This is a genomic window from Paenibacillus sp. JT22N15, from assembly GCF_059383755.1.
In genome coordinates this window covers 116,387-140,936 of record NZ_JBXENV010000017.1, presented here as the reverse complement: position 1 = coordinate 140,936, position 24,550 = coordinate 116,387, and the positions used below count along the sequence as shown (strand labels likewise).

Sequence of the window (24,550 nt, the reverse complement as noted above, 5' to 3'; positions counted from 1 at the left end):
GCTCAAGTCCTCCCTCCCTATACTGACCCATTTCGTCGCAGTCTCTTAGACAATGCTTGGGCTAAAAATGCTACTCTCACTAATTATCTATATGGGCAAAGGGGGGAGAGCATGACTATCTTTTGCAGAGGCTATAATTTAGCTCGCAATTCGGGAAGCCAAGCGGGCTCTGGCGCCGCAACTTCCACAGGCGAATCTGTCCACGGGTGGGCAAAAATAAGGCGTTCGCCATGCAGCGCCTGCGTCTTCAGCAGCTGCACAGAGCCGCCATAAAGCGAATCCCCAATCAGGGGATGGCCCAAGTGGCTCATATGGACGCGTATTTGATGCGTACGTCCCGTCTCCAGCTGCAAACGGACCAGCGTCGCTCCGGCATACATCTCGGCCGTTTCATAATGGGTAACAGCGGCATCGCCGCCCTGGGTCACACGCCGTCTGGAGCGATGATGGCGGTCCTTGCCAATCGGAGCGTCAACGGTTCCCGCAGGCGGACGCAGCCGTCCTTGAACAAACGCCATATAGCGGCGGTCGATCGCCTTGCGGCGCATCGCTTCGTCCAGCTTCCACTGGGCGAAATCATTTTTGGAATAAAGCACGGGGCCCGATGTATCATCATCGAGACGATGGATATGACGGACAGGCAGCGGATCTCCTTGCAGCAGCATATGACGAGCCGCCGCTTCATCCAGCGTTCCCGCCTGATTGGCACCTGTGCCATGCACAGGCATCCCTGCCTCCTTATAAAGCACGAGGCAAAAATCATCCTCGAAAAGAACGGTTGGAACGGGATTGCCTTGCGACAGCCTCGCTTGACGATACAAGGGATCGCTAAGCGGGTCCGCAGCGGGAAAGGCGAGCAAGCCCAGACGCTGCCCATCAAAGCGGATTCCGCCAACGGAGAACAGCCGATTGATCCATTTTTCTGGAAAAAGAGAACGGGCCAGCAGCCACTGCCGCACTTGATGCGGATGACTGCCGGCCTCTAATGTTCCGGTGCGTTCTCCAGGTTGCCCGTCATAATTTGGTGCAGACCATGAGCCTTCTGACAGCTGCTGCCAATCGAGCTCAAGCCACTCCCCCGCCCGCTTATAGTGAAGCATTGGCATGGAATGAAACCTCCTATTTTCGAATGCAATCGCCTAAATTGCTGCTTGCTAGAACTACAACCTGCTCAAAGCAGCCCTGTTTGCAGCAATCGTTGCATCAATATCTTCATCGGTATGGACAGCTGACACAAACATGCCTTCGAACTGCGATGGAGCGACGCTCACGCCAAGCTCCAGCATAGCGGCAAAATACACCTTGAAGCGCTCTAAATCCGCTGTTTTGGCTGTATCGTAATTAATGACATGCGTTTCGGTGAAAAACGGGCAAACCATCGAGCCGACACGGTTGATCGTGGAAGCAATGCCAGCCGCCTGCGCATTCGCTTCAAAGCCGCGCTGCAATCGGACCGCTTGGCGCTCCAGCAGCTCATACGTTTCCGGTGTCAGCAGCTTGAGCGTCGTATAACCAGCAGCCATCGCCAGCGGGTTGCCTGACAGCGTGCCCGCCTGATAAATCGGACCGCTCGGCGCCATAAGCTCCATCAGATCGCGTCTGCCGCCGTATGCGCCGACAGGCAGTCCGCCCCCAATCACCTTGCCGAAGCAAGTGATATCCGGCTTAATGCCATACAGACCTTGCGCACTGCTGTAGTGGACACGAAAGCCCGTCATCACTTCATCAAAAATAAGCAGGCTGCTGTATTGCTCCGTAATGTCGCGCAGTCCTTGCAGAAAGCCCGGAAGCGGCGGGACAACGCCCATGTTTCCGGCAATCGGCTCGACGATGACACAGGCAATTTCCTCGCCGTACTTTTCAAATACGAGCTTGATCGACTCGATATCATTGTAAGGCACCGTAATCGTCTGGGAGGCAATGCTTTCCGGAACGCCGGGACTGTCCGGCAAGCCAAGCGTCGCCACACCGGAACCCGCTTTAATGAGCAGGCTGTCGGCATGTCCGTGGTATGAGCCTTCAAACTTGACGATTTTGCTGCGCTTCGTAAACCCGCGAGCGAGACGCAAGGCGCTCATTGTCGCTTCCGTGCCGGAGTTGACCATCCGGACCACATCTACCGAAGGCACACGCTCGCACACAAGCTCCGCCATCAGCGTCTCCAGTTCCGTTGGCGCCCCAAAGCTGGTGCCTTTTTCCGCGGTACGCTTGATCGCTTCAACGACCTCTGGATGCGCATGGCCCATAATGAGCGGTCCCCATGAAGCAACATAATCGATGTAGCTGTTGCCGTCGATATCAAATACGCGGCTGCCTTGGCCGCGCTCCATATAAACCGGATTCAATCCTACGGATTTAAAAGCGCGAACCGGACTGTTCACGCCGCCCGGAATCACTTGCTTGGCCCGCGCAAATGCCTCGCGTGAGCGAATATCGCTTCTGCCTGAAGATGAATGACTCATCAACTATTCAGCCCCTTTCAACCAACGTGCAGCATCCTTCGCATGGTACGTAATCAAAATGTCCGCGCCCGCGCGCTTCATTCCGGTCAGCGTCTCCAATACGACAGCGCGCTCGTCAATCCAGCCATTTGCCGCTGCCGCTTTTACCATTGCATATTCGCCGCTCACATTGTACGCCGCCACTGGCAGATCAAAATGCTCCTTCAGCAGGCGAATAACGTCCATATACGCAAGCGCTGGCTTAACCATCAGCATATCCGCTCCTTCAACGACGTCGGACTCCGCTTCCCGCAGCGCTTCGCGCGCATTGGCAGGGTCCATCTGATACGTCTTGCGGTCGCCGAATTGCGGTGTTGAATGTGCCGCTTCGCGGAACGGGCCATAAAAAGCTGAAGCATATTTGACCGAGTAGGACAAAATCGGAATATGAGTAAAGCCCGCTTCATCCAAACCTTCGCGAATAGCGCCAACGAAGCCGTCCATCATGTTGGACGGAGCGATCATATCCGCGCCTGCCTCAGCTTGTGAAACCGCTGTGCGAACGAGCTGTACCAGCGAAGCATCGTTATCGACCTCTGCATTGCCTGTACGCTCATGCACATGGATAAGGCCGCAATGACCATGATCAGTAAATTGGCATAGGCAAGTATCTGCTACAACGAGCAGCTCAGGCGCCCAGCCCTTTACAGCACGAATAGCCTCTTGCACAATACCGTCAGGAGCAAATGCGGAAGTGCCTTCGCTATCCTTCGCAGCAGGAACGCCAAACAGCATGACGGATGGAATGCCTAGAGCAACAACTTCCCTGATCTCCTCTTCCAAGCGGTCTAATGAAAAATGATAAACGCCCGGCATCGATGTGATTTCTTCCTTCACGTTCGTGCCCACCGTCACAAAAATCGGATAAATAAAATCATTAGCAGAAAGCGCCGTTTCCCTCACCATACTGCGAAGAGCGGCGGATTGCCGCAATCTCCGATGTCTTACGACAGGAAATGCCATCTTCCATTCCTCCTCCAACTGTTTTGTGAAGCTTGTGTCGCGCCAATTACAGCTTGTGCCCTTGCCTCAACTTATAAATGCTTATATTAAAATAATAATGCCTTATCCCCGTTCCGCGCTGCGGAACTTAATCATCGCATCGATAAGCGATGGTATAGTCGCCTGCTCGGCCTCTGCGGCTACACGCAAGCCTGCTTCCTTCATCGTAGCTGACGTCAGCGGCCCTATGCTGATCGCCGGAATGTCCAATATCGCCTGTACAGGATCGCTAATGCCGCTGCGGCGCAGCTTCTCCAGCAGATTCGTTACGGTCGAGGAACTGGTGAACGTAATCATATGAATCTGCTTCTCGTCGATCCATTCCAGCACCTGATCATCCTGCGTATCGGCAAGTACCGTCTCGTACACGTCGATTTCCGTTGGCAGCAGCCCCTTGGCCGCCAATTCGCGCGGCAGCACCTCGCGTGCCAAATCACCGCGCGGCAGCAGTACCCGCTCGCCAGCTTGCAGCTCTCCTGCAAGCTGCTCCAGCAGCCCTTCTGCCTGAAACTTGGCCGGCAGCAGCTCGGCAGTCAGCCCGCGATTTTCCAGCGCTTCGGCTGTTCTCGGGCCAACGGCCGCGATTCTAGCCTTATGGAAGCGCCGAATATCGATTCCGAAACGCCGCAGCCAACGATAGAAATAGTCCACGCCGTTTACGCTCGTGAACATCAGCCAGCTATATTGCTCCGCTTCCGAAAGCGCAGCGCGCAGCGTAGCGACCGCTGCGGCCTCCTCAGGCTCGCGGATATCAATGACAGGGTATTCGCATGGCTCACCGCCCAGCTCATCTACCAGGTCAGCCAGCTCGCTTGCCTGTGCTCTCGCTCTCGTCACCAGTACGCGCGTACCGAACAGCGGCTTGCTTTCGTACCACTGCAATTGCTCGCGCTGCAGCACGACATCGCCAACGACAATGACAGCCGGCGGCTGAAAATTCGCCTCGCGCACAATTTGCTCGATCGTAGCAAGCGTGCCGACAACCGTCTGCTGCTCGACCCTCGTTCCCCAGCGCACCAGTGCAACTGGCGTTGTGTCAGGCTTGCCATGCTTCATGAGCTGATCGGCAATATAACCAATCTTGGCTACGCCCATCAGAAAAATAAGCGTTCCTGTCGCATTCGTTACTTTGTCCCAATAAATCGAGCGATCCAGCTTATCGGGGCTTTCGTGTCCCGTTATGATCGAAAGGGAGGATGCAAAATCACGATGCGTAACCGGAATGCCAGCATAAGCAGGCACAGCGATCGCCGAAGTAATGCCCGGCACGATTTCAAAACCTATGCCGTTTTCCTTAAGCAGTCCCGCTTCCTCGCCTACGCGGCCAAAAATCGTCGGATCGCCGCCCTTAAGCCGCGTCACCACCTTGCCTTGCAAAGCAAGGTCCACAAGCAGCTGGTTAATTTCCTCCTGCTTCATCGTGTGGCGATCGGGAAGCTTGCCTACGTATACTTTCTCGGCACCCGGCTTCATATGCGCAAGCAGCCTTGGGCTTGCCAAGCGGTCATAGACGACAACATCGCTTTTCTTCAAATATTCCAAGCCGCGCAGCGTAATCAGCTTGGCGTCACCCGGACCCGCCCCAACCAAATAAACGATACCTTTCCCCATCACTACGATCCCCCGATTTCCGCTAAAATGCGGTCCGCTCCTCTTGCTATGAGCGCTGCGGCCACTTCCTTGCCCAGCACCTCTGGATCGCTGCCTGTCTTGATTTCCTTCAGCAGCACTGCTCCATCCGCCGATCCTACAATTCCCGTCAGCTCCAGCTCAGCGCCTTCCAGCGTGCCGTCTGCCCCTTTATGCACAACCGCATGGGCGCCAATCGGAATTTGGCAGCCGCCATTGAGCGCGCCGAGAAAGCTCCGCTCGGCCCGAACCGCATAAGCGGTTTCGCTGTCATTAAATAAATCAAGCAGCTCACGAATCTGCCCGTCATTCCCCCGGCATTCAATGCCAAGCGCGCCTTGCCCAACAGCTGGCACAGACACCTTTTCCGGCAAAAAGGCAGATATGCGGTTTCCCCAGCCCATTCTGCTAAGCCCGGCTGCAGCTAGAACGATCGCATCGAAGCCTTCCGTTTCCAGCTTGCGAATCCGGGAATCAATGTTGCCTCTAATGGATTCCACGACTAGGTCAGGGCGCAAGTTTTTGAGCTGAGAGGAACGGCGCAGACTGCTCGTCCCAACCTTTGCGCCTTGCGGCAAATCAGCGAGACTTTCGCCCTGCTTCATAATGAGGCAATCCCGCGGATCCACGCGTTTCGGAATCGCACCATTCATTAATCCCTCAGGCAGCTCGTACGGCATATCCTTCATGCTGTGAACCGCCATATCGATTTCGCCATCCAGCAGCGCTTGCTCGATTTCCTTGACGAATAATCCTTTACCGCCAACCTTCGATAAGGTCACATCAAGAATTTGATCGCCTTTTGTGACGATTTTTCGAATTTCAAACGAATAGTCAAAGCCATGCTGCTCGCTGATTCGTTTCAGCTCGTCAATCACTTGTCCCGTTTGCGTAAGCGCGAGTGCGCTTTGGCGGGTTCCGACAATAATGGTACGCTTATCCTTATTGTTTGCTGCCATTTATGTATTCCTCCTGTCAGTTGCTGCGATGAGCCGCTCAATCCATACGTCTATATCGCCGTCTTCCTCGCTTTGTCTTGGAGCTTCGCACGCCGCAAGCTTCAGTACTTCGCTGCGCAGCCTGCGGTCGCCAATGGTGAGCTTCACCCGTTCACGAAGCTCTTTCAGCCTAGCTGTGCTGCCGATATATTCCGGACCATACTGCCGCGCCAGCTCCTCCCGAATACGTGAGGACAATGCCGGGCTAGCCCCGGATGCCGACACGGCAACGACCAGCTCGCCGCGCCGCACAACCGACGGATTAATAAAAGTTCCAGCCGAGGCCTCATCTGCCCGATTAACCCAAATGCCCGCCTGCTCGCCATCCAGCGCTATTTGGCAATTCAGCTCCGCCTGATCAGTAGCGGCAAACAGCAGCCGCGCCGCCTTCGCGTCCCCGCTCGCATAAGCTCTTGCTTTTGTCTCGATGTGGCCGCCACGTGCAAGCTCCTCCAGCTGAGGAGTGAAATCAAGCGCAATGACCGTCACCTGATCGGCTCCCGCTTCAAGCAGTCCTAGCACCTTGCGCTCGGCAATCGGGCCGCCGCCGACCACGATGCAGCGGCACCCCTGAAGCTTTAGCATGACCGGATAGTAGCCGTTCATAAACCTCACCTAACTTCTAATGAAAATTAGATACGTAGCTTGCCAGCAAATTGAGAACTAGAAAGCTGAACGCCACAATATGCAGCTTTGCAAGCTGTGTGCTCGTGCGATTAAGCAACGACCGATTTACAACAAAAATAATATATACAATTAGAGCGAGGAAAGAAGTAATAACTTTCCAATCCAGCAGCAGCATCGAACGCCCCTCAATGAGCAGCAGCGTCACTGCAAGCGACAGCGACAAAGCAAGCAGCGGAACGCCGATAATGACAGCGCGATCAGAATATCGCTCAATTTTATCAAGGCTGGGGAGCCTTCTTACATATTTGGACCAGCGTTTCTCCTTCAGCTCCCGATGCAGGAAAATGTACATCCCGGCGAAAAGAACGCCTATCGTCAGCGACACATAGGAAACAAGCACGAGGCTAATATGCACAATCAGCAGCTCTCTTGCTGTTGTGGAAATCGCGAACATCGCCTCATTGCCCGGCTTGCTGTAAAGATTAAGCGCCAGCACGGAAAATCCAATGACGTTTACGAGAAATACAATAAACTCTATTTTGAAAAAACGGCTGATTACAAGCGATATAGAGACCAAGAGCCAGCAAAAACCCAGCCAATATTCAAAGGTTGATATCGTCGCCACTTCAAAATGCGACACAATTCGCGAAATGAGAAACAACGTCTGTAATATCCATACAAAAATAAGTAGCCCTGTACCCATCCGTTTCGCTCTCCGGCTTGCGTCCATAAAATCGGAGAAATAAAACAGAAGGCTCAGGGCGTATACATAAAGTATCGCGTCATACAACCAGTTTAGCGTTGCCATAAATGCCTCCACATCGCCGCCCTATGCGTCTGTCAAGAGCGTGCTTCTACCGAAGGGCAGAAGCCAATGCTGCCGTAGCTGCAGGTGATTGCACATTTTTCATTTTTGCTGCAGCCGCCTCGGCAGCTTCCGCTTTAAGCTCAGCTTGCTGCGACTTGTCCAATTGCTCTTCCAGTGCAAAAAGCTTTACAAACATGTCCATCGCTTCTTCAGCACGTCTTTCTCCGGCCATTTCCTTAATCCGCAAAATAGGGTCCTGCATCATTTGATTGACAATGCTCTTCGTCAGCTTTCTGATTACTTTAAGCTCATGCTCGTCCAGATCCGGGAGCTTGTTCGTCAAGCTGTTGAACGTCTCCTCATGAATCTCTGCCGCTTTCGTCTGAAGCGCCCGAATAAGCGGCACGACTCCCAGCGTTTTGTACCATTGCTCAAACAGATCCATTTCCTGAGCGATCATTGTTTCGATTTTGGCGGCTTCCTTGCGGCGCTGTTCCAAGTTACTTTCCACAATGCCCTCCAAGTCGTCGATGTCATACAAAAAGACGTTGTCCACCGCAGCAATCGTTGGATCAAGATCCCTAGGAACCGCGATATCAATCATGAACAGCGGCTTTGATCTCCGGCGCTGCATGGCGCTTGCGACAACCTGACGCGTAAGCACGAAGTTGTCAGCTCCCGTCGAGCTAATGACAATATCAGCTTCATGCAGCCTATTCGCCGCTTCGTCCATCGAGCAAGCTATTCCGTTAAACTTGTCCGCTAATTGAACGGCACGTTCATACGTCCGGTTCACGACGATAACCCGGTCAGCCCCATTCGCATACAGATGCTTCGCTGTCAGCTCGCCGGTCTCGCCAGCCCCAATCAGCATAACCGTCTTTTTGGAAAATTGGCCGAATATACGCTTGCCCAGTTCAACGGCAGCATAGCTGACCGATACGGCAGATTCGCCAATCGTCGTCTCCGAATGCGCACGCTTCGCCATCGTAATCGCCTGCTTAAACAGCGTATTGAAAAGCGTTCCCGTCGTTCTTTGCTGCTGGGCTAGTGCGAAAGCATCCTTCACTTGTCCGAGAATTTGCGTCTCGCCGATAATCATGGAATCCAAACCGCTTGCAACGCGGAATAGATGCTCAATCGCCTTCTCATCCTCGTACATATATAAATGATTCGTAAATTCTTTCCTAGGCAGGTTGAACCACTGCTCCATAAAGCTGCGGATATAATGCCCGCACAAATGATGCCTGTCCACCACCGCATACAATTCTGTCCGATTGCAGGTCGCTACAATGACACATTCCATAATGCTGTCTGTATTCATAAGCTGTTTGACAGCTTCTGGCAGCTCTTTTTCCGAAAACGCAAAACGTTCTCTCACTTCTACTGGAGCTGTACGGTAGTTAAGACCTACTGTAATAATGTGCATATGTGTCACCTGCCTCCCTTATCAAATTGCCGCGTCTCATTCTTTCTACGCCATTATAGCACAGTTCGACATTCATACTTCCTTCATTTATGAATAAAGTTTGAACCACAAATCCATTATTCCCTAATCATACAAAGAAATAACCATGGAAGCTTCCATGGTTATTTCTGTATCATACATGTGAGAGCTTTAAACGAGCTCGATTTGTTTCATTTTCGGTTCTTCAACTTGCAATTCGCCCATACCGCGTATCAGCTTCTTTGCATGAGTTGTTGTTGGCTTCAGCACAGCAATCATATAATCGATAGCCACCTGTGGATCCACGGTTTCACCGCAAGTATAACAATCAAGCGCGGCGAATCCTCTCTCAGGATACGTGTGAATAGAGAGGTGACTCTCTGACAGCAACACGAGTACGGTTGCTCCTTGAGGCTCAAATTGTTTGGATTGCACCGACATTACAGTAGCGCCACAGCTTTCAGCAGCCTCCACCATTTGGGCTTGCAAAAATTCAGCGTTGTTCAGTAGATCGAAATCTACTCCCCAAGTATCAACAGCAACGTGTCTTCCGAAAGTTGAGTATTCCATCTTCCGGTTCCCCCTTCCTAGGAATAAAATGTTTAAAAATTTCATCCGCTAGGACCTACGTCATTCACTTCCCGAGGGAATAATCTCTCGCAACATAACCATGTCCTGAGTGAATCCTGGTTCCTATTATTGTGTTAAACGATGTTTTCAACGAGATTAAAAATAACATCTATCCGTCAGAATTGCAACCTTTTTTTTCAGCCGGCCATATTATTTTTTGCATCCTGCGGACTGAATACGGAAATATGGTCGACCTTTCCGGTTGCTTTCGGGATAATGAATTTGAGCTGGTATTGATCATTCACCTTGTACACATAAATCTGATCGTCGCCATTCGTCGCTGTTTCATCGGCTTTGCCCAGTGACTTCTCAATATCAACGTAAGACAACTGCTGCAAATTGGCCGCGTAGGAACGCATATCGAACACCTTCATGCCTTTGTTGAAGCCGATCGTAACGCCCCGTTTTGTATAGGCTGCGTAAATCCCTTTTCCCGCAGCCTCCGTGCTGTCAGCCTTACCCCAATCCTGCTCAATCTCGTCGAACAGCGCAATATGCGCTGCGTATTTCACCTCGGGAATTTTACCTTCCTTCGCCAAATCAACAAGCTGGCCTATGCTGGGTGTTTCGCTCGCTTGCCCTGCATGTGCCGTCTGACCTGCTTGTCCAGCATCAGACGAGCTTGCTGGCGCTGTTTCCTGACCGTTAGCGGATGTTTCCTGGCTATCTGATGTTTGTCCAGCCTGTTGCTGGCCATCAGGCGTGCTGCTTTGAACGGCAGAGGTAGCAGTCGGTGCAGTATTCCCCGCTCCGCTGCAAGCAGCCAGCAGCAGCATAGTTGCGGCTGCCGCCATACAGGCAAACGATTTGAATGCCGTTGTTTTTATCATGCTGTATACCTCCAGATTCACGTGAAGCTCCTGCTTCTTTTACTCGTAAAAGATTGTCCTTCGTTATTATGGACTGCTTCTATCCTCTAAATGTTGCAGTATGCAATCAAAACCAAAAATTACCACTTCATAGTTCTGCCTCAAGCAGCCCTTCCTGAAAATAAAAAAAAGAAACCGCAGCAGCGATTCCTATAAGCTTATGTTTACTGTCTGCAAGCCATGGCATCATTACGCCTCAAGCACAAACAGCTTCTGCGTATGCGAGGCCAAACGCTCATCAATTGCGGCGATTTCCGTCTGATTTTTCGTCTGATTCCGAAGATCAAGCAGCTCATTAATGGCATTATTCACCATCGAAATCTCGCGTTCAATCAAACGGCTGCGGAATACCCGCTCCAGTTGCCCGATCGTATCCTTGTATTCGAACACAACACGTGCGCCGCTCTTCGTTGTTTCAACGATTTTACGAACGGCTCCCTGTATATAGTGGTAGGTCATTGTATAATGGCTGTAAATGCGATTAACAACGGCGTCCCCATGGAAAGCTGAAACAGCTTTGCGCATAGCATTGGTTAGCTTCTGGTGAACAAGGCGGCAGGTGAGCACACAAACGTAACGGTCTTGTTGACGCTCAAAGATCAGTCTGATCTCTTCCCTCCCTGCTACGTCTTCGAGAACCAGCTCCTGATTGCCGTTATCGAGCACCATCACTTGTAGGTGAAGCTGCTGATCATCAAAAAAACGGACAAATTGGGTCATCTCTTCATTCGTTAACTGCAGTTTGGCATTTACATACTCTGTGGCTAGCCGCTGAGCCATAAAAATCTCCTCAATTCTTTAAACTTGCAATTGGATGCTACAATCAATTCTATTCTTCTATACCCGCTTTGCGTAAATTTGAAACGAATCCGTCGTCCAATGACCATTCGCCCTTTCACGCTTGCTTACCTATATTATACGTGATTGCATCCATTTATTCCTGCCGCTCAGTGCCGAAATTCTCGCATATTTCAGAAAAAACGGGAAAATTATGCGAGGAGACCCACATATCTTCCTGTATTCTCTTTCTTATGTGAAAAGTTGCCGCACTTGCTCCCTTATGTGGATATCGTCTCCGTAATAACGCTCCATAATTCATCGCGGCCTTGGCCGGTCTCCGAGGAATAGAGCACCACTTTATCACGAGGGTCTGCTTGCAGCGTCGTCTTGATCATTTTAATATGCTTGTCCCATTTGCCTTTAGGGATTTTGTCCGCTTTCGTTGCAACAATGCAGGTTGGAATATTGTAATGCTTGAGCCAATTGTACATAAGCTGGTCATCCTTCGATGGCTCATGGCGAATATCGATAATAAGCAGTTGCAGCTTAAGCTCCTTGCGATCGCGAATGTATCTTTCAATCATTTGACCAAAAGCTTCGCGCTGGGTTTTAGAAACTTTGGCATAGCCATAACCAGGAAAATCGACAAAATAGATGCTGTCATTGACGCGGTAATAGTTAAGCTGCTGGGTTTTACCAGGCTGCGAGCTTGTTCTTGCCAAGTTTTTACGCATAATCATTTTATTAATTAATGAGGACTTCCCGACATTCGAACGCCCTGCCAGAGCAATCTCTGGCAAGGCATCCTCCGGGTATTGGTGCGGCTGAACCGCGCTTATAATAAAATCTGCTTGTGTAATCTTCATAATATAGGTGTTCCTGCTTTCTCTTCTGTGTTGGCCGGAAGCAGCGCATGCAGGAGGACTTCATCAATATGCCCAACTGGGACAAACGTTATCTCGCTCCGCACACTGTCTGGAATGTCGCGCAGATCGCGTTCATTATCCTTCGGCAGCAATATTTTCTTAATGCCTGCGCGGTGGGCGGCAAGCGATTTCTCCTTGAGTCCGCCGATTGGCAGTACGCGTCCGCGAAGCGTGATTTCCCCTGTCATCGCGACCTCTTTGGACACATAACGTCCAGTCAAAGCCGATATGAGCGCAGTGGCTATCGTGATGCCTGCAGACGGTCCATCCTTCGGAATCGCACCTTCCGGAATATGAATATGAATATCGTTTTTCTCATGGAACTGCGGGTCAATGCCAAGCTCCAGCGCCTTCGAACGCGTATAGCTGAACGCAGCCTGCGCCGATTCCTTCATGACATCTCCGAGCTGCCCCGTGAGTGTCAGCTTTCCGCTGCCCGGCATAACGGTCACCTCAATAACGAGCGTATCGCCGCCAACCTCCGTCCAGGCCAGGCCTGTAACGGCACCGATCTGATTTTCAGCCTCAGCCATGCCGTAGCGGAACTTCGCAGGTCCAAGCCACTCCTTAAGCAGCTCCAGATCAACGTTGAGCGGCTTCACCTCAGCAGGCTGCTCTGTCTCTGATTGCGGCTCAGACTGCAAGGCAGCCTCTTGCTGCTTCTCTAGACGTCCAGATAGGGATGCAGCTTCTCCGCCCTCGCCAAATGCCGCTTCCAGCACATTCAGAGCAGGCTCATCTTGCTCAGCAGCTTCCTCTGCCTTGATCGGAACCGTGCCCGATGCGACAATTTGCTTCGCTGCCTTGCGGCAAATCGCAGCCATTTGCTGCTCCAAATTCCGCACGCCGGATTCGCGCGTGTAATCGCGAATAAGCTGAAGCAACGTTTCCTCGCTCACATGCAGCTGCTCATCAGTAAGGCCATGCTCCCGCTTCTGCTTCGGCAGCAAATAACGCTCAGCGATTTTCAGCTTCTCAAGCTCGGTATATCCGGGAATGTACAGCACTTCCATCCGGTCCAGAAGGGGACGCGGAATGTTATGCATGGCATTCGCCGTCGTTACGAACATGACGCTCGACAAGTCGAATGGAACCTCAACAAAATGATCGCTAAACGTATTATTTTGCTCCGGATCCAGCACCTCAAGCAATGCAGAGGCCGGATCGCCGCGGAAATCCATTGCCATCTTGTCGATTTCATCGAGCAAAAATACCGGGTTGCTTGAACCAGCCGTCTTCATGCCTTGAATAATGCGCCCTGGCATAGCACCTACGTATGTACGGCGATGCCCGCGAATTTCTGCCTCGTCCCGCACCCCGCCAAGCGATATGCGAACGAATTTGCGTCCGAGCGACTTCGCTATGGACCGGGCGAGCGACGTTTTACCAACGCCTGGAGGGCCGACTAGACACAGAATCGGTCCTTTAAGCTTTTTGACCAGTTGCTGGACCGCAAGGTATTCCAGTACCCGCTCCTTCGGCTTTTCAAGACCGTAATGATCCTGATTGAGAATGTCTTCCGCCTTGGATAGTCTGAGATCATCTTCAGTCTCCTTGTTCCATGGCAACGATAAAAGCCAATCGATATAATTGCGTATAACGCCGCCTTCAGCCGAGGTGGTCGGCATTTTTTCCAGACGGTCAATTTCTTTCTCAATCTTTTCTTTCACTTGGTCAGGAACGCCTGCCTGCTCAAGCTGGCTGCGCAGCTCCTCAACCTCGCCGGCGCGTCCTTCCTTCTCGCCAAGCTCCTTCTGGATCGCTTTCATCTGCTCACGCAAATAATATTCCTTCTGCGTTTTCTCCATCTGCTTCTTGACGCGCTGGCTGATTTTGCGCTCCAGCTCCAGCACTTCCCGCTCATTGTTCAAAATATCGAGCAGACGCTCAAGCCGCTGACGGACATCGATCGTCTCCAAAATATCCTGCTTGTCTTTAATCTTGAGCGACAGATGGCTCGTAATGACATCGGCCAGACGCCCTGGATCATCGATATCCGAGACCGCAGCATGCGTCTCTGGCGTGATTTTTTTGGATAAGGAAGTATAATGCTCGAATTGGCTGAGCACCGAGCGCATGAGCGCATCAACCTCAGGGTCGGTCGTTTCCTCTTCCGGAAATTCCTTAACCATAACCTCATAAAATTCTTCAGTCGGCAAATAATCCATAATTTCCGCGCGCAGGACGCCTTCCACCAGCACGCGGATCGTTCCGTTAGGCAGCTTAAGCATCTGCCGTACCTTCGCAATCGTACCGACTCTGTAAATATCTTCCTCGGTCGGCTCCTCTATGTTCACTTCCGATTGCGAACAAAGCAATATCATATGATCGTCAACCATCGCGCGCTCTAGCGCGCGAACCGATTTGTCCCTACCCACATCAAGGTGTAGCACCATGCTGGGATATACCAGTAGCCCCCTGAGCGGAAGCAAGGGCAGCCGACGGTTTTTCGTTTTTCCGGGTCCCACACCAGCACCTCCAAAAGTTCAAGTCTCCCTTATTTTATCATTCTGCGGAATCAGCCTGCAAATAGGGAACAGCCGCCCCCATATACCGTTCGTTTGGAACGTGGTTTTCCACTTCGTTTACGATCGTATTTCCTAGAGGGAACACCAGATTAAATACTTCATCTACACGTTCCACAGGAATGACCTTCAAACCTTTCAGATCAGCAAAAATGGCCTGCCAGTTTTCACGCGGAATAATGACCGTATCTGCCCCTGCCTGAAAAGCAGCCTCAACCTTCGCCAGCACGCCGCCTACAGGCTTGACGTCGCCATGGATGCCAACTTCCCCGGTCATCGCCAGCTTGTTGTCGATGGTCTCGTTTTTGATCGCTGAAGCAATTGCCGTCGCCATTGCAACCCCAGCAGACGGGCCATCAATCGGCGTTCCGCCAGGGAAGTTGATATGCAAGTCATAATCCTGCGGATTGAGACCATACCGGCGCAGCATCGTCAGAACGTTTTCGACAGAGCCTTTCGCCATGCTTTTGCGGCGCAGCGTACGCGAGCCTCCGCCAAGCTCTTCCTCCTCGACCACTCCAGTAATCGTATATTGCCCTTTGCCGCTGGCAGCTGGAATAGCACTGACCTCCACTTCGAGCAGCATGCCCATATTCGGGCCATAGACGGCAAGACCGTTGACAACGCCCACTTGCGGCGCCTCCGGCACCTTGCGCTCTGGACGCGGCGGAATTTGGCTGCTGTTCACAACCCATTCTACATCGGCTGCTGTAATGCAATCTCGTTTCTCGGACAAAGCAACGCCTGCGGCCAGCTGAATGACGTTTACCGCTTCACGGCCATTTGTCGCATAGCGCTGCACGACCTCTACTGCTTCAGGGCATGGGGAAAATCCAATTTTCCGAATCGCATTTTCGGCAATGGAGGAAATTTCACCAGCAAGCAGCGGACGAAAGAAAATTTCCATGCAGCGCGAGCGAATCGCGGGCGGCAGCTCCTGCGGCGAACGTGTCGTTGCACCGACAAGACGGAAATCGGCAGGCAGGCCATTTTGAAAAATATCATGGATATACGAAGGAATGTTAACGTCCTCGGAATTATAATAGGCGCTCTCCAAATACACTTTGCGATCTTCGAGCACTTTTAACAGCTTATTCATTTGGACGGGATGCAATTCTCCGATTTCGTCAATGAACAAAATACCGCCATGCGCCTTCGTTACAGCGCCAGCCTTCGGCTGAGGGATACCAGCAACGCCCATTGCCCCCGCGCCTTGATATATCGGATCGTGAACGGAACCAATCAAAGGATCTGCAATGCCGCGCTCATCAAATCTCGCAGTAGTTGCATCGATTTCCGTAAACTTCGCTTCAGGCAAAAACGGCGAGGACGCATTTTTCTTCGCTTCCTCCAGCACAACGCGAGCTGCCGCTGTTTTCCCGACGCCCGGCGGTCCATAAATAATGACATGCTGCGGATTTGCGCTGCACAGCGCGGCTTTGAGCGCGCGCAGGCCATCCAGCTGGCCAACGATATCCTGCATCGCCTGCGGCCTTGTCTTCTCGGCAAGCGGCTTCGTCAGCGAGATGGAACGCAGCTTGCGCAGCTTATCCATTTCCTTGCGGGACTCACGGTCAACCGCAGACCGATTCGTTTTTTGATTGCGCAGCAAATTCCAGAAATACAAACCGATAACCACTGCAAAAAACACTTGAATCAACATCAAAATAATACTTAAATTCATTTGTTACCCGCTCCTCTCAAAGGCACACTCCGGCAATAAAGTTCATAACTGGTAGTATTGCCTCATCAGGAGAAAAATAACCATCTATATAAGCGTAAACGGCGTTGCCTTCCGTTGGCGGCAACGCCCGTTTTGCTCAGATATAGAAGCTGATTCAAGATGAAACGGCTGTCGCCATCCTTTGGCGGCGCGGCGAGTTTCATTCCGAGAAATTAAGAGAAGGTATCGCGCAATGCTATACTTTCCTTTATTTTCAAAAAAAACCGTGCCGTCGTTCACATGAACAACAGCACGGCCATGTTTATAAGGCAGGCGTATGATGCTTGCGGCCAGGAATTTCTCCTGTTTCTTCAAAAGCGTGAACGATAATATCAATTTCCTTCTTCAGCTCGTTCAGCAGCTCAGCTTCCGGAACTTTGCGAACCAGCTCTCCGTAACGGAACAGCATCCCTTCGCCTCTAGCTCCTGCAATACCGATATCTGCTTCACGCGCTTCACCAGGACCATTGACGGCACAGCCTAGCACTGACACCTTGATCGGCACCTTGATTTTCGAAATATATTCCTCGACCTCATTGGCGATCGTGAACAAGTCAATATCAAGCCGTCCGCAAGTTGGACAGGATACGAGCGTTGCCGCATTCGTAATAAGTCCAAACGTTTTCAACAGCTCGCGAGCTACCTTTACTTCTTCCACTGGATCAGCACTTAGACTAATACGCAGCGTATTGCCGATGCCAAGCGTCAGCAGCGCGCCAATGCCGGCAGCACTTTTGATCGTGCCCGTATGCAGCGTGCCTGCTTCCGTAATGCCAAGGTGAAGCGGGTAACGGATCTTCTCCGCCGCCATCTTGTAAGCAGCAATAGCCATCGGAACGTCAGAAGCTTTGAGCGACACAATAATATCGTGGAAATCCAGCTCCTCCAAAATGCCAATGTGGAACAAAGCGCTCTCCACCATTGCTTCAGGCGTCGGATAGCCGTACTTCTCCAGCAAATGATTTTCTAAGGAGCCCGCATTTACACCGATACGAATCGGAATGCCTTTTTCCTTGCAAGCTTTCACGACCGCTTCAACACGCTCGCGGCGGCCGATATTGCCGGGATTGATTCTAACCTTGTCAATGCCGTTTTCAATTGCAGCAAGCGCGAGCCTATAATCAAAATGGATATCGGCAACAAGAGGAATATGAATCCGCTTCTTTATTTCCTTAATCGCTTCCGCCGCTTCCTTATTGTTGACGGTCACGCGAACGACCTGACAGCCCGCTTCCTCGAGCCGAAGTATTTCCGCAACAGTTGCCTCTACGTCTGCCGTTTTGGTCGTGCACATACTTTGAATGATGACTTCGTCGCTGCCGCCAATCGTCAAGTTGCCGACTTTGACAGGCACCGTATCTTTACGTGTGTACATACAGTGATCTCTCCCATGAACGTCAAAGTCCACCCTCTTGATGCGAGCTATGAAGCCGCCCAGCGGGTGGAACAGTGACGGTGATGAATATTATTTAGGCGCTTTCTTCCTTCTTCTTGCCCTTCTTCGCAGTCAGCTCAGGCATAATTTTGTCCCGAACAGCCTGCTCCGTAACGAGGCAAGTGTTGACATCATCGCGCGATGGAATTTCATACATCACATCAAGCATAATGCCCTCAATAATGGCACGAAGGCCGCGGGCACCTGTATTGCGCTTGATTGCTTCCTTAGCGATCGCTTCCAAAGCGCCTTCTTCGAAGTCCAATTTTACATTGTCCATCTCCAGCAGCTTCTGGTATTGCTTAACGAGCGCATTTTTAGGTTCGGACAAAATCCGTACCAAAGCCGGCTCATCAAGCGGCTCCAAAGTCGAGATAACAGGCAGACGGCCGACAAACTCGGGGATAAGACCGAATTTGAGCAAATCTTCCGGCAGTACCATCGACAAGTATTCGCCTGCTTTCAAATCCTTCTGTACTTCGCCAGTAGAATTGAAGCCGATCACTTTTTTGCCGATACGACGTTTGATTAGCTGCTCCAGCCCATCGAAGGCACCGCCGCAAATAAACAAAATGTTCGTCGTATCAATTTGGATGAACTCTTGATGTGGATGCTTGCGTCCGCCTTGTGGCGGTACAGAGGCTACCGTGCCTTCAAGAATTTTCAGCAGGGCTTGCTGAACGCCTTCACCCGATACATCGCGTGTAATTGAAGGGTTCTCGGATTTACGAGCAACCTTATCAATTTCATCGATATAAATAATGCCGCGCTCCGCTTTCTCAACGTCATAGTCTGCCGCCTGAATAAGCTTGAGCAAAATGTTCTCAACGTCCTCGCCCACATAACCCGCTTCAGTAAGCGAGGTTGCATCAGCAATTGCGAATGGAACGTTCAAAATTTTAGCCATTGTCTGCGCCAGCAGCGTTTTACCCGAGCCTGTAGGGCCAACGAGCAAAATGTTACTCTTTTGCAGTTCAACGTCTTCGATTTTGCTTTGAGAATTTACGCGCTTGTAGTGGTTGTAAACAGCAACTGCAAGCGACTTCTTAGCAAATTCCTGTCCGATCACATAGGAATCAAGAATACCGCGAATATCTTGCGGCTTCGGAATGTCTTTCAGGTCCAGCTCTTCTTCATGACCTAGCTCTTCCTCTACAATCTCCGTGCAGAGCTCGATACATTCATCGCATATATAGACGCCGGGACCGGCAACCAATTTACGCACTTGCTCCTGCGATTTGCCGCAGAATGAGCATTTCAACTGGCCCTTCTCATCGTTGAATTTAAACATGGAATCACCCCTTCATCAAAATCTTATATCGGCGTGGTAATAACCTTGTCGATCAAGCCGTATTCCAACGCTTCCTGCGCACTAAGAAAATAATCGCGATCTGTATCGCGGTCGATTTTATCATAGGGCTGACCGGTACGCTCCACATAAATATTATTCAGCTTATGCTTCGTTTTAAGAATCCAGTCGGCATGAATTTTAATATCCGTAGCCTGACCTCTTACGCCGCCAAGCGGCTGATGAATCATAACTTCGCTGTTAGGCAGCGCAAAACGCTTGCCCTTGGCTCCCGCTGTCAGCAGAAGGGAACCCATGCTCGCAGCCATACCTACACAAATCGTAGACACGTCCGGCTTAATATATTGCATCGTATCAAAAATGCCCATGCCAGCCGTTACAGAACCGCCAGGGGAATTGATGTACAGATGGATGTCTTTCTCAGGATCGTCGGCCGTTAGAAAAAGCAGCTGTGCAATGATGGAGTTTGCAACATCGTCATCAATCGCACTTCCGAGAAAAATAATTCTGTCCTTGAGCAAACGCGAGTAAATATCGTAAGACCTCTCCCCGCGATTCGTTTGTTCGACTACGATAGGTACCAGATTCATCCGACCAACCTCTTTTCGTTTATGGCTTAATTTCCAACTTTATTGTAACACGCCAAAAGCTCACTGTCATTTTTCACTACTACCTTATGCGAACGGCGATGCTTGATATGTACGGAGAACTGCCCCGCGCTTGGTTGTACCATTATGTAGTTTGAAAATAAGGCACGTGGGTAGACGTGCCTTATTCTCAAGTTAATGCTTATATTCAGTTGATTGATTAAGCTTCCTGAGCCGCTTCAACAATCTTGCTGTTGTCATTCAGGAACTTGATTGTTTTGCGAAGTTGAACATCTTGCTTCAGGCTGTCAATGTTGCCGTTCTTCGTGAAAAGTTCACGAAGCTCTTCAACTGGACGGTTGTAAGAAGTCGACAGCGTTTCAAGCTCAGCTGTCAAATCCTCGTCTGTAATCTCGATGTTTTCTGCTTTAGCAATCGCTTCAAGAACCAGGTTGTTGCGAACGCGTTTAGCTGCATCGCCTGCCATTTGCTCACGAAGCACGGACTCGTCTTGGCCAGAGAACTGGTAGTACAGGTCCAGCGTCATGCCTTGCATGCGAAGACGGTTTTCGAAATCGCGAAGCATGAAATCCACTTCCGTATCAACCATTGGCTGTGGAATTTCCACTTGCGCAGCTTCGCTTGCTTTTTCAACGAGTTGAACTTCAAGCAATTGCTCTGCATCTTTAGCTTTCTTTTCTTTCAGCTTGCCAGCAAGATCTTGCTTATACTCTTCAAGCGTATCAAATTCGCTGACATCTTTAGCGAACTCATCGTCAAGAGCAGGCAGGCTTTTGCGTTTGATTTCGTGCAGCTTCACTTTGAAAATCGCTTGCTTACCAGCAAGGTTCTCAGCGTGGTACGCTTCCGGGAAAGTCACTTCAACATCTTTGAAGTCGCCGATTTGCATGCCAACGACTTGATCTTCAAAGCCTGGAATGAACGAATTCGAGCCTAGCTCAAGCGAATAGCCTTCGCTTTTGCCGCCTTCGAACTGCTCGCCATCTACATAACCATCAAAATCAATTACAGTTGTATCGCCGTTCTCAGCTGGACCTTCTTCAAGAACAGTCAGCTCAGCATGACGCTGCTGCAGGCGCTCCAGTTCAGCAGCGATTTCTTCTTCGCTAACTTCTGTGCTTGCAGCTGTAACTTCAAGGCCTTTGTACTCGCCAAGCTCAACTTCTGGCTTAACGATAACTTTAGCTTTGAATTTGAACGTTTGGCCTTTGCCAAATTGTTCAACATCGATTTCAGGACGGTCAACCGGCTGAAGATCGTTTTCTTCGATTGCGTTTGTGTAAGCTTCAGGCAGCAAAATGTCGATTGCATCCTGATAAAGGCTCTCTACGCCAAAGCGCGATTCGAACATGCCCCGTGGAACTTTACCTTTACGGAATCCAGGAACGTTAACCTTTTGAACGACTTTCTTAAACGCCTCATCCAGTGCTACTGCTACTTTCTCAGCACCAACCTCAACATCGATGGATACGATGTTCTTGTCTATTTTTTCCCAAGTTGCTTTCATTTTATGCTTTCCCCTCCAAAAATACGCATACATCCGTAGATTTCACGTTTCATAAACCATTCTATTATAATAGTATTGAGCTTTTTTATCAAGGCTCGGGATCTTCATCCCCTGGCTGCGGTACAACGGCTACCTGACGAAGCGTCCGGCAAGCCTGTTCGTAACGGAATCTAAGTGCTTCTGTAATGCCGTATGTATCTCGAATATCATCATCATTGACGGTGCCATATACGGTAATTAACAAAGTCTGGTGCAGCGCTCCTGCGTAGCAATCCACCGTCTCCTCATCATCCCGCAGCATCCAAGTATAAGCGGTCGTGCCGTATAAAAATTGCAAGCTATCTTTCCACAACTCTCTTGCAAAATGTGGAAGCGATGGATCATCCGCCTCCGTAATGCTTTCCACGCGCTCCAAAATGCGATTGACAGGCTGCGGGAAATCATCCATTGCAAGCGGCGTTGCCTCAATCTCAAGCTCTACTTGCTCGCCTAGCCTGTCCATAACAAGCCGTCCGGTCGCTCCTCGCTTGCGCAAGCATTGCAGCGCCTTGAACTGCACGATAGGATGAACGTCTGACGCCGTAGTGAGCCACTGTGAAATGATGTCATCCACCTCGGTTGCCCGAATGAATACCGCCCGCTCCAGCGCCAAAATCTGCTGATCAATCATCGGGTGATGCTTCATAATGTAGAGCACCTGTTTCACATAGCCTTCATCCTGCTCAGCAGGATTGAGCAGATCTTCACGTATCGCTTGCTCATCCGCTTCCTGCTCTGCTGGATTCATCGCGTCCTCTTCACCTGGCACGCGATATTCCGGAAAAGCCATGTCTAGCCAGGAAAGCAAGCTTTCCCATTCCTCATAGTGGCGCTCGTCCTCACCTTTGCAGGAAAGCAGGAACTGCAGCAGCCGCTTGGCTTCACCGTATTGCTCGGCTTCAAGCATCCGGGTCAATTGAATTTGATACTGATCCAACATTCGCGGGAACAAATACACGTTTTTTCCTGTGCCTTCATTATGCGAGTCATTGGGAGTTGTAATGGTACCACCACCTTGTCGGTCAAACTCCAGCTTCGTCTGTCCATTGCTTGCGATAGATTATACCATGGAAGCGAGCAATATAAAAATATACGTTTATCCGGCAGCATAATTTCAAAAAAAGCTTGCCCTGCTCATTGAAAATGTGTATATTAATTCATGTGGCTTTTTTACCCAACTGATTTCAAACAGAAACATGAAATTGCCTATTGCGTAAATGCAGGCCGCCATGCTATACTCATTCTTACGTGTCCCAGTAGCTCAGCTGGATAGAGCAACGCCCTTCTAAGGCGTCGGTCGGGAGTTCGAATCTCTCCTGGGACGTACTTCAATTCCATTTATTTCAATTAGATAAAGCAACGAAAGCACACCGTTTTTCAAAAATGTGCGCTTTCGCTGCTTTTTTATTTGGAATTTAAACAAAAGAGTGGCTTCTCAATTTGAGAAGCCACTCTTTTGTTTTTAATACTTGTAGCTCTTACGAATACATTAAATCCGAATGCTTTCTAGATCTTCATCCCCGTAAATATCTAATGAGTAATACATTCTCTTTTCTTTATAATCGAACATTCCGAAAATAAAATTATGGAATACGCGGTACCCCGTTCCTTCTCTTTCAATGGATTCGACAGGGTAAGCGCTAGGATAGGTTTTTGAATACGTATCGAGGTATAAACCGACGGCTGCTTTTTCAACATTTAAGTTATCGTGCAGTTCTTCCGCAATATAATACATCAGATCCGGTATAACCATATCATCCTTTTTTTGCATTTTCATCAGGCTGGAATAATCAGCAGCATCCGTAATGATTCCACCAATTACAATGCCCTTGGTATCCTCAGAATACGAAACAAACCAAGTGAACTCAAGATCTAAACCATCCTGGGTCAAGTAGCTATACTCATCATTCAGAAAATTTTCAATTTGCTTTACCGTTGCAGCTTGAGCACTTCCAGACGTTGTTTCTCCTGGTGCTGCCGCAGTATAAGATTTAGATTGCTGAGGCTTCTTCAAAAATGTGCTTACATCAGTAGATGGAATTGCTAAATTAATGGCCGCAGAGCTTTCTACAAGCGCAGTTGTAATGCCCACCAGCTCGCCTCTCAAATTAAATAAAGCCCCGCCGCTGCTGCCATGATCGATAGGCGTAGAAATTTGAATATAATTTTGACCGTCGACCGTTCTGCTCTTCGAACTAACCACGCCGGAAGTAAGAGAATTAGTAAAGCCTAGCGGCGATCCGATCGCCACGACCGATTCGCCCAGTTTCAGCTTGGAGGAATCACCAATCGTAACGGTTGGCAAGTTCAAATTAGACGAATCTATTTTAATCAAAGCCAGATCTCTATCCTTATCAGCATTCAAAACAGTGCTGGATACATATTTTGCTTCATCACTTGTATAAATGACCGCTTTATGAGCACCTTCGATAACATGATAATTCGTTATAATTTCACCTTTTGCACCGACAATTACGCCGCTGCCGCTTGCGATTGCTTGATTATTTTGATCGACTACCTCAATATACACAACCCGGTCGGACAGCTCGCCTATTTGCTCAATCGTCATATCCCCCGTTTTCGCAGGATCGGTTGGGGTTGGGGTAGGTGCCGGCGTAGTGGTCGGAGCAGGCGTTTCCGTCGTTGGCGCCGTTGCATTTCCAGCATTCAAATATATTTTTTTGCTTTTCACTTCAATGCCATAGCCTAACGTTTCACTTACAAAACGAAGCGGCACATACGTTACACCCGATATCGCCTTAGGTGCCACATTTAATTTAAAGGATGCCCCATTTGAATAAGCTATCGGATTATTGATCGTTAAAATAATTTCTGTGCTATCTTTTTTGGCATTGATCGTTTTGGTTTTGCCATTGTAGCTAATCGTTGCCCCTAAAGCTTCAAATAAATTGCGGAAGGGCACTAGTGTCGTGCCTTCACTAACAAATGGAGAATTGCTGAATGTCAGCTCTGTACCATCCAAATATACTTTCCATTTCCCTTCTGCTGCATAACTTGTTGTAGCACTTGGAATAAATAACGAAATCATAAGGATAAAAAATACTATTTTCTTCACTTCAAACATCCCTTCAGTTTATATGCTTCCTGCTTATTGAAGTATATTACAACATAGCTATGTAAGTAAAAGATTAATTTTTAAAATAAAAATATTTTTACGAAATTATAG

The 24,550-nt window shown here is 49.8% G+C and carries 20 protein-coding genes and 1 tRNA gene; 1 reads left to right on the top strand and 20 read right to left on the bottom strand.

What is annotated here, in order from left to right:
- Window positions 1-131: 131 nt before the first annotated feature.
- From AC50X8_RS27660 to AC50X8_RS27570, 19 genes are all read right to left on the bottom strand, one after another.
- The gene (locus AC50X8_RS27660) at window positions 132-1,106 is read right to left on the bottom strand and encodes an RluA family pseudouridine synthase (protein ID WP_056039892.1); all 975 of its coding nucleotides are present in this window, start codon (window positions 1,104-1,106) and stop codon (window positions 132-134) included.
- A gap of 54 nt (window positions 1,107-1,160) precedes the next feature.
- Complete coding sequence (gene hemL, locus AC50X8_RS27655; RefSeq protein ID WP_056039891.1) at window positions 1,161-2,462, bottom strand: glutamate-1-semialdehyde 2,1-aminomutase; 1,302 nt, start codon at window positions 2,460-2,462, stop codon at window positions 1,161-1,163.
- Window positions 2,463-2,465: 3 nt separating this feature from the next.
- Window positions 2,466-3,464, bottom strand: a complete 999-nt coding sequence (gene hemB, locus AC50X8_RS27650; protein ID WP_056039889.1) for a porphobilinogen synthase — start codon at window positions 3,462-3,464, stop codon at window positions 2,466-2,468.
- A 102-nt stretch (window positions 3,465-3,566) separates the two neighbouring features.
- Window positions 3,567-5,114, bottom strand: coding sequence for a uroporphyrinogen-III C-methyltransferase (gene cobA, locus AC50X8_RS27645; protein ID WP_200931659.1), 1,548 nt, complete (start codon window positions 5,112-5,114; stop codon window positions 3,567-3,569).
- Window positions 5,115-5,116: 2 nt separating this feature from the next.
- Window positions 5,117-6,091, bottom strand: coding sequence for a hydroxymethylbilane synthase (hemC, locus tag AC50X8_RS27640; protein WP_056039885.1), 975 nt, complete (start codon window positions 6,089-6,091; stop codon window positions 5,117-5,119).
- On the bottom strand, window positions 6,092-6,736 hold the full coding sequence (locus tag AC50X8_RS27635) for a precorrin-2 dehydrogenase/sirohydrochlorin ferrochelatase family protein (RefSeq protein ID WP_056039884.1): 645 nt from the start codon (window positions 6,734-6,736) through the stop codon (window positions 6,092-6,094).
- Between the two features lie 16 nt (window positions 6,737-6,752).
- A complete protein-coding gene (ccsA, locus tag AC50X8_RS27630; protein ID WP_056039882.1) occupies window positions 6,753-7,565 on the bottom strand; it encodes a cytochrome c biogenesis protein CcsA in 813 nt (270 codons plus the stop codon).
- A gap of 46 nt (window positions 7,566-7,611) precedes the next feature.
- Window positions 7,612-8,994 carry a glutamyl-tRNA reductase gene (gene hemA, locus AC50X8_RS27625; protein ID WP_056039880.1) on the bottom strand — a complete coding sequence of 461 codons (1,383 nt, stop codon included), beginning with the start codon at window positions 8,992-8,994 and terminating at the stop codon, window positions 7,612-7,614.
- 189 nt (window positions 8,995-9,183) lie between these two features.
- Window positions 9,184-9,582 carry an adenosylmethionine decarboxylase gene (speD, locus tag AC50X8_RS27620; protein ID WP_056039878.1) on the bottom strand — a complete coding sequence of 133 codons (399 nt, stop codon included), beginning with the start codon at window positions 9,580-9,582 and terminating at the stop codon, window positions 9,184-9,186.
- A gap of 197 nt (window positions 9,583-9,779) precedes the next feature.
- Window positions 9,780-10,472 carry a YjgB family protein gene (locus AC50X8_RS27615; RefSeq protein ID WP_494882768.1) on the bottom strand — a complete coding sequence of 231 codons (693 nt, stop codon included), beginning with the start codon at window positions 10,470-10,472 and terminating at the stop codon, window positions 9,780-9,782.
- Between the two features lie 228 nt (window positions 10,473-10,700).
- Complete coding sequence (locus tag AC50X8_RS27610) at window positions 10,701-11,291, bottom strand: hypothetical protein (RefSeq protein WP_056039874.1); 591 nt, start codon at window positions 11,289-11,291, stop codon at window positions 10,701-10,703.
- A gap of 278 nt (window positions 11,292-11,569) precedes the next feature.
- Entirely contained in the window at window positions 11,570-12,157 is a 588-nt protein-coding gene (gene yihA, locus AC50X8_RS27605) for a ribosome biogenesis GTP-binding protein YihA/YsxC (protein ID WP_046229401.1), read from the bottom strand.
- Window positions 12,154-14,685, bottom strand: a complete 2,532-nt coding sequence (gene lon, locus AC50X8_RS27600; protein WP_494882766.1) for an endopeptidase La — start codon at window positions 14,683-14,685, stop codon at window positions 12,154-12,156. The genes yihA and lon overlap by 4 nt, the downstream gene beginning before the upstream one ends.
- A 37-nt stretch (window positions 14,686-14,722) precedes the next feature.
- The gene (lonB, locus tag AC50X8_RS27595) at window positions 14,723-16,426 is read right to left on the bottom strand and encodes an ATP-dependent protease LonB (RefSeq protein WP_494882764.1); all 1,704 of its coding nucleotides are present in this window, start codon (window positions 16,424-16,426) and stop codon (window positions 14,723-14,725) included.
- Window positions 16,427-16,727: 301 nt separating this feature from the next.
- The gene (ispG, locus tag AC50X8_RS27590; RefSeq protein WP_056039869.1) at window positions 16,728-17,840 is read right to left on the bottom strand and encodes a flavodoxin-dependent (E)-4-hydroxy-3-methylbut-2-enyl-diphosphate synthase; all 1,113 of its coding nucleotides are present in this window, start codon (window positions 17,838-17,840) and stop codon (window positions 16,728-16,730) included.
- 94 nt (window positions 17,841-17,934) lie between these two features.
- The gene (gene clpX / locus AC50X8_RS27585) at window positions 17,935-19,191 is read right to left on the bottom strand and encodes an ATP-dependent protease ATP-binding subunit ClpX (protein WP_046229405.1); all 1,257 of its coding nucleotides are present in this window, start codon (window positions 19,189-19,191) and stop codon (window positions 17,935-17,937) included.
- A 23-nt stretch (window positions 19,192-19,214) separates the two neighbouring features.
- A complete protein-coding gene (clpP, locus tag AC50X8_RS27580) occupies window positions 19,215-19,799 on the bottom strand; it encodes an ATP-dependent Clp endopeptidase proteolytic subunit ClpP (protein ID WP_056039867.1) in 585 nt (194 codons plus the stop codon).
- Between the two features lie 217 nt (window positions 19,800-20,016).
- Window positions 20,017-21,324, bottom strand: a complete 1,308-nt coding sequence (gene tig / locus AC50X8_RS27575; RefSeq protein WP_056039866.1) for a trigger factor — start codon at window positions 21,322-21,324, stop codon at window positions 20,017-20,019.
- An 88-nt stretch (window positions 21,325-21,412) separates the two neighbouring features.
- A complete protein-coding gene (locus AC50X8_RS27570; protein ID WP_056039864.1) occupies window positions 21,413-22,303 on the bottom strand; it encodes a hypothetical protein in 891 nt (296 codons plus the stop codon).
- A 310-nt stretch (window positions 22,304-22,613) separates the two neighbouring features.
- On the opposite strand from AC50X8_RS27570, the gene AC50X8_RS27565 reads away from it, so the two are divergent.
- Window positions 22,614-22,687, top strand: a tRNA-Arg gene (locus AC50X8_RS27565).
- Window positions 22,688-22,852: 165 nt separating this feature from the next.
- Here the strand turns inward: AC50X8_RS27565 and AC50X8_RS27560 are convergent.
- Window positions 22,853-24,439, bottom strand: coding sequence for a trypsin-like peptidase domain-containing protein (locus AC50X8_RS27560; RefSeq protein WP_494882761.1), 1,587 nt, complete (start codon window positions 24,437-24,439; stop codon window positions 22,853-22,855).
- Window positions 24,440-24,550 lie beyond the last annotated feature (111 nt).

Coding starts and splice junctions, on each gene's coding strand:
- AC50X8_RS27660 (WP_056039892.1), bottom strand. CDS start 1,106: ATGCCAATGCTTCACTATAAGCGGGCGGGGGAGTGGCTTGAGCTCGAT.
- hemL (WP_056039891.1), bottom strand. CDS start 2,462: ATGAGTCATTCATCTTCAGGCAGAAGCGATATTCGCTCACGCGAGGCA.
- hemB (WP_056039889.1), bottom strand. CDS start 3,464: ATGGCATTTCCTGTCGTAAGACATCGGAGATTGCGGCAATCCGCCGCT.
- cobA (WP_200931659.1), bottom strand. CDS start 5,114: ATGGGGAAAGGTATCGTTTATTTGGTTGGGGCGGGTCCGGGTGACGCC.
- hemC (WP_056039885.1), bottom strand. CDS start 6,091: ATGGCAGCAAACAATAAGGATAAGCGTACCATTATTGTCGGAACCCGC.
- AC50X8_RS27635 (WP_056039884.1), bottom strand. CDS start 6,736: ATGAACGGCTACTATCCGGTCATGCTAAAGCTTCAGGGGTGCCGCTGC.
- ccsA (WP_056039882.1), bottom strand. CDS start 7,565: ATGGCAACGCTAAACTGGTTGTATGACGCGATACTTTATGTATACGCC.
- hemA (WP_056039880.1), bottom strand. CDS start 8,994: ATGCACATTATTACAGTAGGTCTTAACTACCGTACAGCTCCAGTAGAA.
- speD (WP_056039878.1), bottom strand. CDS start 9,582: ATGGAATACTCAACTTTCGGAAGACACGTTGCTGTTGATACTTGGGGA.
- AC50X8_RS27615 (WP_494882768.1), bottom strand. CDS start 10,472: ATGATAAAAACAACGGCATTCAAATCGTTTGCCTGTATGGCGGCAGCC.
- AC50X8_RS27610 (WP_056039874.1), bottom strand. CDS start 11,291: ATGGCTCAGCGGCTAGCCACAGAGTATGTAAATGCCAAACTGCAGTTA.
- yihA (WP_046229401.1), bottom strand. CDS start 12,157: ATGAAGATTACACAAGCAGATTTTATTATAAGCGCGGTTCAGCCGCAC.
- lonB (WP_494882764.1), bottom strand. CDS start 16,426: ATGAATTTAAGTATTATTTTGATGTTGATTCAAGTGTTTTTTGCAGTG.
- ispG (WP_056039869.1), bottom strand. CDS start 17,840: ATGTACACACGTAAAGATACGGTGCCTGTCAAAGTCGGCAACTTGACG.
- clpX (WP_046229405.1), bottom strand. CDS start 19,191: ATGTTTAAATTCAACGATGAGAAGGGCCAGTTGAAATGCTCATTCTGC.
- clpP (WP_056039867.1), bottom strand. CDS start 19,799: ATGAATCTGGTACCTATCGTAGTCGAACAAACGAATCGCGGGGAGAGG.
- tig (WP_056039866.1), bottom strand. CDS start 21,324: ATGAAAGCAACTTGGGAAAAAATAGACAAGAACATCGTATCCATCGAT.
- AC50X8_RS27570 (WP_056039864.1), bottom strand. CDS start 22,303: ATGTTGGATCAGTATCAAATTCAATTGACCCGGATGCTTGAAGCCGAG.